14 protein-coding genes and 1 pseudogene are annotated in these 13,824 nt (G+C 64.6%); 4 read left to right on the top strand and 11 right to left on the bottom strand.

Features of this window, described 5'->3' with window-relative positions:
* The 8 genes and pseudogenes from RM445_RS31275 to RM445_RS31240 all read right to left on the bottom strand — a co-directional run.
* On the bottom strand, positions 1-662 hold a 662-nt coding region (locus RM445_RS31275; protein WP_311560479.1), incomplete at its 3' end, for a hypothetical protein.
* Between the two features lie 251 nt (positions 663-913).
* Positions 914-1,133: pseudogene (locus RM445_RS31270) on the bottom strand (IS5/IS1182 family transposase); the annotation flags it as partial.
* A gap of 72 nt (positions 1,134-1,205) precedes the next feature.
* Positions 1,206-1,565: a hypothetical protein gene (locus tag RM445_RS31265; RefSeq protein ID WP_311560478.1), complete on the bottom strand. Its 360-nt coding sequence runs from the start codon at positions 1,563-1,565 to the stop codon at positions 1,206-1,208.
* Between the two features lie 202 nt (positions 1,566-1,767).
* Entirely contained in the window at positions 1,768-2,115 is a 348-nt protein-coding gene (locus RM445_RS31260; protein WP_311560477.1) for a hypothetical protein, read from the bottom strand.
* A 688-nt stretch (positions 2,116-2,803) separates the two neighbouring features.
* Positions 2,804-5,203 carry a serine/threonine-protein kinase gene (locus RM445_RS31255; protein WP_311560476.1) on the bottom strand — a complete coding sequence of 800 codons (2,400 nt, stop codon included), beginning with the start codon at positions 5,201-5,203 and terminating at the stop codon, positions 2,804-2,806.
* A gap of 382 nt (positions 5,204-5,585) precedes the next feature.
* Positions 5,586-6,428, bottom strand: a complete 843-nt coding sequence (locus RM445_RS31250; RefSeq protein WP_311560475.1) for a hypothetical protein — start codon at positions 6,426-6,428, stop codon at positions 5,586-5,588.
* A 221-nt stretch (positions 6,429-6,649) separates the two neighbouring features.
* Positions 6,650-7,072, bottom strand: coding sequence for a hypothetical protein (locus RM445_RS31245; RefSeq protein WP_311560474.1), 423 nt, complete (start codon positions 7,070-7,072; stop codon positions 6,650-6,652).
* 362 nt (positions 7,073-7,434) lie between these two features.
* A complete protein-coding gene (locus RM445_RS31240; RefSeq protein WP_311560473.1) occupies positions 7,435-8,271 on the bottom strand; it encodes a hypothetical protein in 837 nt (278 codons plus the stop codon).
* Positions 8,272-8,572: 301 nt separating this feature from the next.
* Here RM445_RS31240 and RM445_RS31235 point away from each other — a divergent pair, with 301 nt between their 5' ends.
* Entirely contained in the window at positions 8,573-8,815 is a 243-nt protein-coding gene (locus RM445_RS31235; RefSeq protein WP_311560472.1) for a hypothetical protein, read from the top strand.
* An 82-nt stretch (positions 8,816-8,897) separates the two neighbouring features.
* Here RM445_RS31235 and RM445_RS31230 read toward each other — a convergent pair whose 3' ends face one another.
* The gene (locus tag RM445_RS31230) at positions 8,898-9,317 is read right to left on the bottom strand and encodes a hypothetical protein (protein ID WP_311560471.1); all 420 of its coding nucleotides are present in this window, start codon (positions 9,315-9,317) and stop codon (positions 8,898-8,900) included.
* A 322-nt stretch (positions 9,318-9,639) separates the two neighbouring features.
* Between RM445_RS31230 and RM445_RS31225 the strand changes: the two genes are divergently transcribed.
* Together RM445_RS31225 and RM445_RS31220 are read left to right on the top strand one after the other, a co-directional pair.
* A complete protein-coding gene (locus RM445_RS31225; protein WP_311560470.1) occupies positions 9,640-10,056 on the top strand; it encodes a hypothetical protein in 417 nt (138 codons plus the stop codon).
* 68 nt (positions 10,057-10,124) lie between these two features.
* Complete coding sequence (locus RM445_RS31220; protein WP_311560469.1) at positions 10,125-10,577, top strand: hypothetical protein; 453 nt, start codon at positions 10,125-10,127, stop codon at positions 10,575-10,577.
* Positions 10,578-11,000: 423 nt separating this feature from the next.
* Here RM445_RS31220 and RM445_RS31215 read toward each other — a convergent pair whose 3' ends face one another.
* Positions 11,001-11,399 (bottom strand): hypothetical protein, encoded by a 399-nt coding sequence (locus RM445_RS31215; RefSeq protein ID WP_311560468.1) that lies wholly within the window; start codon positions 11,397-11,399, stop codon positions 11,001-11,003.
* Positions 11,400-11,612: 213 nt separating this feature from the next.
* On the opposite strand from RM445_RS31215, the gene RM445_RS31210 reads away from it, so the two are divergent.
* Positions 11,613-12,653 carry an endonuclease/exonuclease/phosphatase family protein gene (locus tag RM445_RS31210; protein ID WP_311560467.1) on the top strand — a complete coding sequence of 347 codons (1,041 nt, stop codon included), beginning with the start codon at positions 11,613-11,615 and terminating at the stop codon, positions 12,651-12,653.
* Positions 12,654-13,105: 452 nt separating this feature from the next.
* On the opposite strand, the gene RM445_RS31205 is transcribed toward RM445_RS31210, so the two are convergent.
* Complete coding sequence (locus RM445_RS31205) at positions 13,106-13,453, bottom strand: histone-like nucleoid-structuring protein Lsr2 (RefSeq protein ID WP_311560466.1); 348 nt, start codon at positions 13,451-13,453, stop codon at positions 13,106-13,108.
* Positions 13,454-13,824 lie beyond the last annotated feature (371 nt).

Raw genomic sequence — 13,824 nt, 5'->3', positions numbered from 1 at the left:
ATCTCACGGTCACGCGCGGCTTGCACACGAGCCGCATCGATCGAGCGAGCGGTGTCGAGCACCTTCTGAAGGTTGCCCTCGACCAGGTCGAGGGACTTGCGCTCCTGCTCGACTCTGCGGATCTTGTCCTCGGCCAGCTCCCTCAAGCTCGCGTGGTCCAGCGCACGTATAGCGTCCGAGTACTCCTGGTCGGACTCGAGGGCACGCGACATCGCCGACCACACGATCGAGGCCACCCTCCGCTGCGGGTCGACGGTCTTGTCACGCCACGAACCGACATGAGCGATCTGCCACGCCAGGTCGCCCAACCGCCAGGCCCGTGATCCCACATCCCCTGTTTCAAGCACACGTCGACGACCACCTCGGCGGTTGGCGACGCTCTGATACACCCAGAACGCACCCACGAAGGGAATGGAGGCGATCGCTCCGACGAAGAACCCGGCCGCCGCGCCAAGCACGAAATTCAAGGGCACCCACTGCCACACCGACGTGGTCACCACCGCAGCCCAGATTGCCCCAATTGTTGCGAACGCAAACGCGAAGAACGCCGAAACGGATAGGTGTCGACCGTGGGCGAGGTGGCCGGTGAGAGGATCGATCGAGTACGGCCCCTCCGGATCGCACACCGAGTATGTGTTCCCGTTCCGACCGATGGTCGCCATGTCCGGTGATGCATAACGGTCGCCCGAAGGGCCTCTATGTATTGGCACGACGTTCCCTTACATGCCGAACAACAGCAACCCTGCCCGGCCACTGGAGGGGACCAACCAAGTGTGCGTCGCGTCGGTCGCCGCCCTTCCGCAGCCGTCCGAGGCTCTCATCCGGCCCCAAGCGGTGTCGAGCGACCCCGCGATCGCCACCCGATGGAGTGATGCCGTCGGCGTCGCGGATAAGGGCGACCGGCGAATGAGGGTCAGCGCAGCCTGCGGGTGGTGGGCCGGGGTCGGCCAGCGGTAGCGGCTGCGGGCCTGCTTGATCAGCCGGCGAATCACGGTGAACGCGGCGGCGAGGCAGAGCCAGAACTCGACGACGACCCGGCGTTTGTCGGTGCAGCGGCGCAACTTGCCGTAGCCGTTGAGCCACGAGTGCGTGCGCTCAACCGGCCACCGGCGACCGGCCTGGATCGGCGCGGGCTGGCAACTCGCCAGCTCCTTCATCTTCCTTCATGCGCCCAGGCGCAGGTCTACTATTCCGGGACGAAGCAGCTAGGATGGTCTCGCCGGGCATACACCAGGGTGAACGATACCATCGGCCACATATCCCTCATGCATGGTTGGGCTGCCGCAGTTGGGACATCCACCGGATCGGCGAGAGCTGCCCCAGCTGCTGTCGCTGCACGCCCCTCCGAACACTATTCTCGCGAGTACTGCGGTGAGGCTGGCGGCGACGATGCTTACCACCGGGATGTGGAACAGCTGGTAGCTGCCCCATGACACGCCGATGAAGGTGAGTAAAGGCACGTACCGGCCGAACATAATACCACCGATCATGCCAGCGATCATTGCTAGGAGGTTGTTGTGGGTGATCTGTCCCCCGATGAAGGCGCCCACCAGGAAGGCGGCCATAGTCTTTAGTGCCTGTACCACTTTGTCTGTCTCTCCTTTCTCGTCGGGCGGATGATGCTTGGACGTAGGGGGCGCGCCGAGCGTTTGCGCTAGGATCGAGCATGACACGACCCATAGACTCAATCAGAAGACGCCGGGCCGCCTCATCTTCACGAGTCGTGGAGGTCGCGTAGTGCACATCGTTCTCCATTTTCTCCTTCAGCTACGGGAGCTTGAAGAAGCTGCGGAATAGACGTCCGAGCATCCCGACCGGATGAGCCTCGCCCGGCTCGCGGTGCTCCCGAGTCACCTGCCGTGGCACAGCTTCAACCGCGTTTTCCTTGCTCATTTTACGCTGTAGCTTTGTTTGATCACTGGCTAGAAGCGCCGCATCTTTGGCTTGTGCCGGGTTATATTCAAGAGTTCGCTGCGAGGCTTCAGCCGCGGCGCGAACTTCGTTGTCTATGTCCATCTGCCTAACCAATTGATCTACGAATCGACGGTCACCCAATGCAGGAACTACCTTCTCTTCTTCGGTATTACCTACACAAAGATGAGTAAGAGGATCCATGCGTCGGATTCGAGGTTCATCTAGGGCAATACCTAATGAGAACGGACTCAACGATCTCACCCCGCGGCTCCAGACTTCGAAGCGCATGGAGTGCGGAAAGACGACAACAGAGTTGGCGTCCGGAATCAGGTCTAACGAATTCAGCGATCGAGGCGGGAATTTGGCCGCGACAGTCTCGGGTGACTGGCCAACCCGGTGCATCGGTAAGCCCTCCGATGCGGGGAGTGCAACTGTTTCAGGTGGAGACAGCCAAGGTGCGACCTCTAGTTCTGACTCGTGAGGCGTACGAACACTACTCGAAGGCTTCAGCCAATCCATGCCAACCCACTTCGCATATTCAGCCTCCGCCCATCCTATGCCGTAACGCTCAACGTCTTGCAGAGTGGGCACACTTTGACGTTCCAAATTTTTGCTCTCTGCGACCCACCCGACGAATGCTGGACTTGGCCTACTCGACGAGACTACGAGCGTCTTGTTAAAAAGTGTCGATCTTCCAGCGATGCCAACTAGCCAGAAACCTTGAATGCGCGCAAGGATGTACTGGGGACGGTCGGTCGCGGCTAGGTTGGCCACGACGCCTTCCACAATTTCCGTCAACCATCCGCTCGACTTATGGCCACGGGGAACAGCACGCCACCAGGTGTCTGCACGAGGCGTGCGGCCGAAGACGACTACTGCCCAACTGGACTCACTCACGTGGCCCCGATTCACCGCGATAAGCTTCTTCCCACGTCAATGCGACACCAGCACGAAACAGTAGAATGTTGCTCAAGTGTTGCCTCGCAGTCACCCACAGTTTGGTCTGTCTCTCCAGTTCCCGATCCAACTGGTCGGCTTCCTTACGTGGGAAGACCGCCACTTGCCTCCTCGGCTCTGCTGGGGGCGTTGGCGCTTGCGGCGCTTGCGGAGGATGGCGTTCAGCATGCCGTGCCTCTGCCTCTAGCCTCGCAATTTCAGGCTCGAAACGGAATCGGCGCACGACATTGGCGTTATAAAACTTCAGAGCGTGATTTCGTTCTGCCGCCTCCTGATTGTAGAGGTAGATACTCTGTCGGTACTGATCTTGCAAGACCTGGTGATGTGCCAGTTGGTGCTGATACCGAGTCAGTTCCTCCCGGTAGCGGTTGTCCGCCAGCGTATTAGCGCGTTTGCATTGCTGTTCGCGGTTCCGAAAGTCGACTTCTAGTTGCTTACGGGCATACTTCAGCGTTGGAATCGAGTGCTCGAGCTGATCGGCAACCGAGAACATAAATGGCACCTGGACGTTGACCGGATCGATGCTGGAGGCCGCAACTTGAATGCTAGACGTCGAATCCAGGCTCAATTTTGCCTGCTCCAGGCCTGTTCCGAAGGTGCCAATCTGCACCGGCACTACCGCGACAACAACATTCTTCATCTTCAAACCCGGTACTAAATCATTCAGCTGTCCAGCAAAGACTTCTAAAGCCGTATCCCACGGAAGTCCCGAAAGCTGCACAACCAAGTCCATCTTGGTTAAGATCACTGCCACAGAAGTAGCCAAGCCATTTTTGCTTCTTGAGTCAACGGCTTTCCGGAGAATTGCCGTCAATTGCAGAACCTTGAGCTGCCGTTGCGTATTCAAACTGGGGGGCCGAGCTCCCCAGTTTCCCCCCAACGTGCTCTCGCTCATCCAGTTGGCGACAACCTCTCCATCAAGCACCACATAAATGCTATCGGAGTCGCGCAGCTTTTCGGTTAGCTCGATATAGTCCGCGCTGTCCTCGTCATCATCCAGAGCTCCTCCACGATAATCCAGCCAGTCTACCTCGAATAGTTCCTCATCTGCTTGAATGAGGGTAAATTGGAAGTCCCTACTACTTCCAGGTGGTGTAGCTGGCGGCAGCTCGCCAACCTCCATTAGTCTTTCAAATTGCTCAGAAAGGTCGACTTGGTCTCTATGGGAACCGGAGCTGATTGATAACGAACTTGCTCCACCGCCTAGGCCGACCGCCAGCTGATAGTACATGCCCATAGTAAACAGAGACTTACCGGAGTTGCTCGCGCCAAGCATTGTAATCCTGAGCCGAGTCGCGTGATCGCTACCCGGCAATTGTTGCGCCGCGATTGGTGCTCGAGGTTTAGCAGGCGGCCGGATGTCGCGCCTCGGCGCTGATTTCTCAGGAGAGCTCTGCGGGGCGGGTTGTCTACGCGACCGCCGACTGGTGATTCGTGGTTCTAATCCCGTAGCAATAGGTAAACCACCACTACCCGCCGACATGACCTGCTCAATTGCTGAAGCAAATTCACCGGCATTTTGATAGCGGGCAGTCGGTGACGTCGCGAGCGCCTTCCCCACCACCGGATCCCATGAGCGAGGCACTTCGCCATTTATATCGGATGGTCGTGGGGGACTGTTCTTGTGTGCTTCTCGATAGAAACGCTGCAAATCTGACGCATCACCGCTGAGTGGGGAGAACGGAAGTGCACCGGTTATGCATTCAAATAGAACACAGCCCAGCGAGTACACGTCAGATTGTGTATCGAACTCCCCCTCAAATTGCTCTGGTGCCATATATTGGGGCGTCCCAGCCACTACGCCTCGATGAGTGAGACGAGCATCGCCAAGTGTGTGAGCAATTCCGAAGTCAATGAGATAGACACTAGGCCTATTCGAACTTGATTCGACCAAGATATTTGACGGCTTAATATCTCGATGAACAATATTTTTGCTATGAGCAGCTTGAAGACCTCGCGCCGCCTGGACTACAATCTCGCCAGCTTGAGCATGCGCAAGCTGGCCTTGGCCTTCAAGCATGTCCTTCAGGCTGTGGCCATCGACCAACTCCATCGACAAATACAGAGTTCCATCACCCATCTGTTCTTTAACTTCGCCGTACTGATATATTGAGACAATGTATGGTGACCTCAGGCTGGCAATTGCTTGAGCTTCGCGCATGAAGCGTTTCTTGAATGATGGATCGTTTTGTATATCCGCGGCGAGGACCTTCAGCGCAACCTGGCGATTGCCGTGAGCAGTGTCGATGGCCTCCCAGACCTGACCCATTCCGCCCTCGCCGATCAATCTGACCAGCTGATACTGGCCTAATACACCCTTAGGCAGTGCCACGCTCTCTCCTCACTACACCATGGGCGGCCCTGCCGACCCTGCAAGGCTTGCATCAATTTGAATCCTGCCGACCCGAGGTCGCTGAGGACAGCAGCCGTCGTGCTAGCGCGTCGACCTCTATCCTGACGGAGCTACTCATCCTTCGTGCCGGCAGATTGGATGGAGATGCCGCGCGGGTGGCCCAGGCCGCATCCAGCTGCAGTCCACGATCAAATTACCGAAGCGGCCGAACTCGCCGGTCCGGTCAGCTCGGGGCACCCGAGCCTCCACCGGCTCTCTCGCGTCCCTGCAAGGCGAAAGGTCAACCTGCCAGTGCCAGGCCTTGCCACCAACTCGCCGCAGTAGGTGGCACTTGTCGGGTTGGTTGTCGGGACCAACGCATTTAGCGCTGCACTGGGGACCATGAACGATTCCCCGGATCTTTGTCGGCCGGAAGGTGCTTGAGGACCTCGTGGCGCGCAGGGAGCAGCTGCATCGCGCTGCTGTCGTCGATCTGTTTGGCGTCGATCGCCCAGCGGGCGAGCGCTTGCGCGAAGTGCTGCGCATCGTGACCGACATCGCCGTCGGCATCGCTGCGCAGACCGGGGATGCCCTCGTTCGCCAGACGGTTGCGTAAACGATCAAGCCCGGTCCGGACGCTGTTGACGGTCGCAGCGTTTCCCAGCCTTTCGGCGACATGTCGATAGGACGCGGCACGGCCGCCCGCCTGGGTCAGCAGCGGCTCGCACAGCGCCGCGAGCAGGCGCAGCTCGCGTCCGGTCAGCTTGTAGTCGGGTCCGAACCGGGTAGGTAGTGATCGACGACTCACGCGCGATGCCGCACGTGAGACGTCGAGCCGCCGCTCGGCCGTCATACCCCGGGCGTCGACGTGTAGCGCATAGCACACGCCATGCCTACCGAGGACCTCCAGCCGTACATAGCTGAACGGCATCGTTCCGATTGCCATGCCGGGCCGGATCTCCACCTCCGGCCCAGGGAGCGGTCGGAATCGGATGGACTGAGTTCGTGAGGTGTTACGGATCAGCACGCCGTCGTGCAACCCGGTCAGCGAACCCGCCTCTCGCGAAACAAGATCGTCGGGTGGGTCGACGCCGATATGGACGTCGCAGTCGTGGCCGCGACCAAAGGTGAGCTCGTCGTCCAGTCGCAGCAGCCACGTGCGGTTCGTCCCCGATCTCACGATGGCGAAGCCCGGTACTAGTGCCACCGCTGGGACCTCGTCCATGGTCGCTCCGTCTCTCACCTGTTCACGAGATGGCTCGTTGGGGACGCTCCGGGTGTTACACCGTGCACCGGTCACCGTGCCAATCCGGGCTCGTGCGGAAGCCAACCGCTGCTGCACCTAAGGAGTAGTATCGGTGCTACGGCTGCGGCATTCTCGTGGTTTCTCACAAGACCTGGTGAGGCCTCGCGTCGGCGACTGTGGAGCCTGTCGCCCAGCGGCGGTTAACGCTTGGCGGCACCGCAAATCATGCCACCAACCTCGGAGTCAAACACCGTCTTGGGCGTGAAGGGGTCCACTGCGTTACTGCGGAGACCTCCGACGACACCGCTGATCGCGCATTCGCCGGCATCCTTATAAAAGTTCAGCGTGTCCCCGAGGGCGCGCTTTGCCCGACCTCCGTCGACTACGCTGCCCCCGCGGCAACCACTGCCCTTGCTCCCGTGCTTGCCGAGCAGACAGACGGCAGCCGTGAGCATGGATGGCTCGGCCACACTGCTCGAGGCGGCCGTGATCGGTGCGATGGCGCTCGCCGTCCACCCGTTGTTCACAGCGTGGACGAGGAAGCCGGTGACGCCGAGAACGAGTGCAACAATCACGCTGGCTGCAAAGGCGAGTCGGCCAATGCGAGGTTCAATCCGTGTCATGAGGACAACCCTTTCGAACGGTGCGGTGCCGTGGTGCGGCCCGCGAGGGCGGTTCCCCTGTATGCGACCGCCCGCCGAGGACTTCCCGGCCACAACTAGTAAGCCCTGGCACGGCCGACGAGGCTGGTTCAGGGGTGGGCAGCAGCGAATGGCCAGGAGCTGGCCGAGCGGTACGGCGTTGCCCGCAGCGCCGTGATCCAGTTTCTGCGGAGTCGGGGCGTGACTGTCGACCTGAGTTGTATCGCAACGGTGTAATCGTTGGGGTTGGCAGGCTGCTGACCTGAAGTTAGGTCGAGTGCCCAGGCACAACCGGCACGGACCACGTACAAGACCCGCCGCTGATCGACCGCGAGGATTGAATGTCAGCGGGGGCGTTGGTCGACGGTGATGTCGAACTCGACGTCGGTGTCCCGCACCCGGCTGACCGAGACGGTGACGCCGAAGACCCCGAAGTCGGAGACCAGGGTGCAGCGGCGGGTGGCGCCGAGCTGCGCCGGCAACGCCGGACAGGTGACCCGGTTGACCTGGGCACCACCAGCACGCAGCTCGTCGACCACCGTCCGCGCCACCACCGCACCGCCGACCACCGGCGGCGGCGGCGCAGGCCGCGTCGCGGTGGCCGGAGGACGCGTGGTGGCCGGCGTTCGGGCCGTCGGCCGAGGGGATGGCCTTGTGGTCCTACGCGGCGCTGAGCCGGTCGTAGGAGCGGCCCTGCTCGTTGTCGTTGTCGTCGTCGCGGGCGCCGGAACCGGGGCCGGTGAGGCCGTCGGGAGGAGGGCGGGCGTGGTGGTGCCGGCGGGCGGGACGGTCAACGCCACCGTTCCCTGCAGCTCGGTCGAGCCGGGCGAGGAGGACGGGGGCCCGGTGCGCGCGGCGTCCACCGCCAGCCAGCCTGCCGCGGCGAGAACTGCCACGACCGCGGCCACCGGACCCACCCGCCACCGGCGCGCCGCGACCCGGACTGTCGCGTCGCGGGCTGCGGGCGGCGGGTCGGGATCCTCCTCGACACGGCCGTCCGGGTGGACCAGCACGCGGTACTCCCACCCGTCGCGCTCGTCGACGATCAGCGCCCGCACCGGGCTCTCGTCGCGGCACACCGAGTCGAGGCAGCACCGGACCGGGTCGATCCCCGCAGGCACCTCCACCAGACGCCCGTCGACGCTGGCGCCCTCGTCGGTGATCCGGACGGTGGCGGTCATGACCGACACACGCACCTACCCGCGGGACGGTTCGATCCGCTCTTTCTCGCCCAACGGGGCTCTCAGGTAACCGCGGAGAAGGCGTTGAAAGACCGGCTCGACCAATGCGACGCGTCGGAACGTTTGGGGTCTGATCCGCGATTGGTTGTGGCGATCATTCACGCGAAGGGGGGGCGTACCTCGACGTGCACCGCGATCCGCTCTGTGACTTCGCCGTCCCGGAGCTACGGTCGGACCCAGCAGGAAAGGCACAGATTCAGATTGGCACCGCGGCCCGGGCGTCATCGACGAGAAGGGAGTGGTGGCGTGCCCATGGCCTACCACTGCGCCGAGTGCGGTATCGGGGCCCTGGCAGGTCACCCGCCGCGGCGACGGCGCCGTCTGCTGGGCCTGCCCGCAGCACCTGGCCGCGGTGTGCGACGAGATGCAACGCGACGACGAGGTCACCGAACTCGTCGTGGTCCTGATCGCGAAGCTCGTCGAATGGCTGCAGCTCGGCGCCCACCTCGAGGACATCACCCGAAAACACGCCGGCGACTCGTAGACGCGGGTCGGCGGCGTCGCCGAGACAGCAGCGCGCCCCGCCTACCAACCCGGGCTGCAGCGGGGCGTGCGGCAGGGGCGGGTCAGCCGCGGTAGCAGGTGATGGTGAGCGTGACGCTGTTCCACCCCTTGCGGCCGGTCGCGTTGACATAGGCGCCCCAGTAGAGGCGCCCGGTGTCCGAGTCGTAGCCGGTGCCGATGACGTTGAGGGTCAGCACCTCCCGCGACGTGGTGCCGTAGGTCGTCTTGCGGTTGATCGTCGCCGTGCCCTCGAGGATGTTGTCGCCGAACGGGTAGCGGTCGGTGCGGCACCCGATGGTGACGGCCTCGCCGTCCGGGACGCTGCCCGCTTCGCCGAGCTTCGCGTCACCACGGTACGGGCCGACAGTGCGGGTCACGGTGTAGGTGTTCGACGGGGCACCCGACGCGGCCGGGACGATTGCGAGTGTCAGGCCGAGCGCGGCGGCAAGGCCGAGCGACGCAGCGACGATGGCGCGAATCATGATCATCACATCGCGGACGCCAGCGATGTGTTACCGGACCAGCCGCCGGTGCACAGCCGGCGAGCACGTGGCGGAACGCGCCAGGGAAACACGCCAACGGTCAGTAGTTCTACCTCATCGTCCGTCGAACCGTTCCTGCCACCAACGTCGAGGTTCACCGTCGGAGCCGGTCGCCCACGCGCGGCGGCCGACGGGAGGGCCGGGCGATGCGGCTCCACTCGACACTGCGGCTGCTGGTAGCGGTGCTGCCGCGCCGTCGATCGAAGTCGCATCCGTGCGGGCAGGTCAGCGCGGACAACAACCCCGGCGATGGGAGTGCGACGTGGCGCTGCAGCAGCTCCTCCTGGATGGGCGGCCGGTGGCCGCGGGGGAAGAAAGGCGGCTGCTTCCGATGATCGACCTCTCGGCCTACGCCCAGCTGCACTTCCACATCTCCGACCGGATACAGCCGATCGGCGGAATCGCGGTTCGGGTCGTGTTCGGCACGCCGGCGCCCGGCACGATACTTCTCGCCGACAGCGTCGCACCGATCGCGCAGACGTCTACGCCACGCGCCCGGGAGTACGAGGTGCCGGCGGAGTGCGACAGCACCGGGATCATCATCAGCGTTCCTGTCGTGGCCCCGATGCTCTACGACGTCGTCCTTACGAACAGGTCACCCACCGCGAGATCGCAGCTGTACGTGGCCGTGTTCGCCCATACGGCGCCGCGGCACGACCCCGTCCCGGCTCCGGTCTAACCGCAGCGAGGCCGGGTGAGCGTGGCCGGTGCGCGGCGCGCCGCGCGACGATGCCGGGCGTGGCACCCGTGTACGCGAGCCTGATCGCCGTGGCCGGCACCCTCCTCGGGTCGCTGAGCACCTATCTGTTCCAACGACGCACAGCAGCTCGGTCTGAGGCCATCGCCCGCGAGGAGCGCTTCCGGCAGGACCGCCTGGCGGCGTGCGGAGAGTTCGCCGCCGCGGTCACCGAACTCAAGCGGGCGGTGGTCACCGCGTGGTTCCGCCGCAAGAACCAGGACGACGAGTGGCGCAAGGCGATGACCGACGCCGACATGAAAGGGTCCACCGCCGAGGGCGCCCTGATGACCATGCTGCTCCTCATCGACGACACCCCGCTCCGCACGCTCGCCGAAGACTTCTTCGCCCACATCGACACCCTCCGGACAGCGTCGAGCAAGACTGAGCTCGAAGCCCGTGAAGCGGAGTTCGCCGAGAAGAGACTGCGCTTCATCGCAGCAGCGAGAACCTTCGTTGGCTAGGACTCTCTACGCCAGCGGACTCAGGATCCGCCCCGGTCGACGCCCGATCCTCCGATGCCTCAACGCCGCACGGCCAGCTCGTCCGCGGGAAGCAGTAGGCACCCGGACCGGGGCGTGAACGGCCCGGCGTCAGCGGCTCTGGGTGCTCTATCTGCCTCGCCCATCGGCTGAACCCGGCCCGCTACTCGCGACTGTTCTCATGCCGACGGCTGCCAGGAGGCAACAGGCCGCTGCGGTGATCGACACGATTCGCTGTTGACACCTGCACCGTCCGTCACCGGCCGCACAGGCATCAAGGTCCGCACGGCGGGGCCGGGCAAGTCCGGAGGGGGTGCCTGCCGTCGATCCGTCCGGCGGCCCGGGCCACGTGTGGCCCAGGACCGGCGACGGCGTAGGGAAGGTTGTCGACGGACAGTGCGATCCTCAGCCGGCTCTGCGGAGGACGGCGGCGGCCACGGTTCGGGCCACGGCGCAGGGGTCGGTGCCGAACCGTCCGTCGGTGATCGTGACCGCGCCGGCTCCACGAGTGAGCTGGAAGCTGATCCCGCAGGAGGGGGCGTTGTCGGCGGCCTCGTTCGTCCCGGGGATCACCAGCGCATGGTGACCGCGGATCGTGGCGACTCGATTGGGGCGGGGTGCGTGGTCGGGGTCGAGGTTGATGTCTTCTCCCCACAGGACGTTGCCGATGAACAGGTCGCCGATGTCGTAGCGCGGGGCGTCGTCGGGGCACCCGGGCGGCCCGCAGATCACGAGCGTCGCCTCGGAGGAGTTGTTGAACCGGCAGCCGGTGGCGTAGGCGTCGTCGGCTTCCCGGGCCATCACCGTGGGCACGTTCCGCGGATCGGTCGAGCGGACCGAGGCCGGGAAATCCGCCCACCCCACGATGCGGCACGGGTCGAACGGCGCCCCGAGGCACCGGCGGCACCGGCGGCGCTAACGCCTCCGGGTGCCGCGGCACCGACCACTCCAGAACTTGCCGGACTGTCGGCGGCGCTGGACCGGGTCGTCCCGGCCAAGACGGCGACCAACCTGCTGGTGGCGACCTGGAACATCCGCGGGTTCGACCGCTACACCCCAAAATGGCGCTCTGGCCCGGGTGACTCCCCGATCCGAGATCGCAGCAACATCGCCCACATCGCCGAGATCGTGTCCCGCTTCGACGTCATCGCCATCCAGGAACTCCGCCGCTCCGCCACCGCGTTCCTGGCCATGCTCGAGGTCCTCGGGCCGGATTGGGCGTTCCTCACCAGCGACGTCACCGAAGGCGATCCGGGCAATAACGAACGTCTCGCCTTCGTCTACGACACTCGCCGCCTACGCCCGTCCGGGCTGGCCTGCGAACTCGTCACAGCACCCCACGCACCCCTCGCTGCCGGGGTGCCGGCCGAGGGTTTCGACCAGTTCGCCCGCACCCCCTACGCGGTCAGCTTTGCCCGCGGCACCACCCGGTTCACCCTCGCCACCGTGCACATCCGCTACGGCAACACCGCCGCCGACCGGGCCCCCGAACTCACCGCGCTGGCGCAGTGGCTGGCCCGCTGGTCCGCCGGCCCCGGCCCCTGGGGCACCAACCTGATGACTCTGGGCGACTTCAACATCGACCGCCGCGACGACCCGCTCTACCAGGCCTTCACCTCGACCGGGCTCCGCCCACCCGATGCCCTCAACTTCATTCCGCGCACGATCTTCGACGACCCCGACCGGACAGCCCCACCCGACCGGCGCCACTTCTACGACCAGATCGCCGGGAGCGGGGGCCTGCGGATGGGGGAGGTGCTGTGGTGGCGGGGGCTGGGCGCTGCCCGCGGCCCTGGCCGTCGGGATCGTGCTGGGCCTGATCGGGTGGGCCGGGGCCGCCGCTGTGCTTCCGCCGCCGCCCGATCCAAACCCTGGGGAGTTCATCCGGGCCGACGCGCCGGTGTACAGCAAGGTGCCCGACGGCTGGGCTTGTCACTACCTCGGGGGCAACGAGCGCCTGGTCGAGACACGCTGTCTCACCCCCGACGAGCATGTGGTCCGCGGGGCGGTGCCCGGTGTGGCGCAGCGAGCGCCCCGGCGAGCCCGTGGACGACGTGATCTGCGGGCGTGGACAGTTCGTCCTCATCCACACCGCGCGCGGACGCGGCTGGGCCGCACAACGCGACATCCATACGGACACACTCCGGCGCGACGGGCGCAGCCGCGTATCCGGCTGCGACACGTTCACCTGGTCCTGACCGCCGATCCGACCAGCCCGCACCGACACTCCTGCGGCGACCACGCCCCATCCACCCGACTGACACGGCGAGTCCAGCAACCACAGCGGGGTCGGCGACGCCTTGCCGGCGGCACCGAATGTGTTTCGCCACCTGTGCCGACGCCTGATGAACCAGCGACGATTTTCCCACAAAGAGTGCCGTCGTAGCCGAGCAATGACGTGCCCATTCTCCCCCGCGCTGCCGTGAGCGCCAGTGCAGCGTGCCCGTGATTGCGGCGGCAGGTGCGCGGGAGACACCTGCCGCCGCTCTCCCTACAACGTAAGCGGAGGGCTAGTGAGCGGCTTCGAAGGCCTGCATGACTGAGATGGAGATGCGGCCGCGGTCGCTGACCTGGTGGCCGTTCGCGCGGGCCCAGTCCCGGATCGCCGCGGTCTGGTCCCGGTTCGACCGGGCCGGCTTCTCCGCCACCGCGACCTGCCGGACCGCGCGCCCACGGCCACCGCCACCGGCCTTCCGGGCTGCGCCGACGTACGGGGCGAGAGCGTCACGCAGCTTGGCGACGTTCTCATCCGACAGGTCGATCTGGTAGGCGCGCCCGTCGATCGCGAAGTCGAACGTACCCGCGGCGTCGGTCCCGTCGAGGTCGTCGATGAACCTGACGGTCGTCTGCTGTGCCATTACACGCGTCCATCCATGTGAGAAAGTTCAGTGGAAGTCATCACCGATTCTGGAGGAATCCAGCGGTAAATGCAACTTCTTCGCTTAGAAACGCCTGTAAATGTTCGAGGCGTGGTCACAGAACGACGCACCACCGTTACTCGGCCACAGACAGCGTCGTTACACCCCGGCCAACGCCTGCAGCTCTGAAGGCGCAGCCGCTGAAGGCCCAACGACACCCTCGCCGCGCGGAAACCCGCACGTCCATCAGCCATCGGAAGGGCATGCGGACCCAACCGACCGGCGCCAGCGGGTACTCACCCCCGGGGATTGCAATCCACCACCAGAGAAACAAGCAGCACAACGGTGGCGGCCCTTCTCCGATCCTCGAC

The organism is Pseudonocardia charpentierae (assembly GCF_031845345.1).
In the GTDB taxonomy this organism is placed as follows: Bacteria; Actinomycetota; Actinomycetes; order Mycobacteriales; family Pseudonocardiaceae; genus Pseudonocardia; species Pseudonocardia charpentierae.
Note: the sequence above shows the minus strand (reverse complement) of the source record. Positions and strands in the feature narration are given on the sequence as shown.

Bases quoted from the DNA above. Each gene is read 5' to 3' on its own strand.
- RM445_RS31265 (WP_311560478.1), bottom strand. From the start codon at position 1,565: ATGGCCGCCTTCCTGGTGGGCGCCTTCATCGGGGGACAGATCACCCAC.
- RM445_RS31260 (WP_311560477.1), bottom strand. From the start codon at position 2,115: ATGGATCCTCTTACTCATCTTTGTGTAGGTAATACCGAAGAAGAGAAG.
- RM445_RS31250 (WP_311560475.1), bottom strand. From the start codon at position 6,428: ATGGACGAGGTCCCAGCGGTGGCACTAGTACCGGGCTTCGCCATCGTG.
- RM445_RS31245 (WP_311560474.1), bottom strand. From the start codon at position 7,072: ATGACACGGATTGAACCTCGCATTGGCCGACTCGCCTTTGCAGCCAGC.
- RM445_RS31240 (WP_311560473.1), bottom strand. From the start codon at position 8,271: ATGACCGCCACCGTCCGGATCACCGACGAGGGCGCCAGCGTCGACGGG.
- RM445_RS31230 (WP_311560471.1), bottom strand. From the start codon at position 9,317: ATGATTCGCGCCATCGTCGCTGCGTCGCTCGGCCTTGCCGCCGCGCTC.
- RM445_RS31205 (WP_311560466.1), bottom strand. From the start codon at position 13,453: ATGGCACAGCAGACGACCGTCAGGTTCATCGACGACCTCGACGGGACC.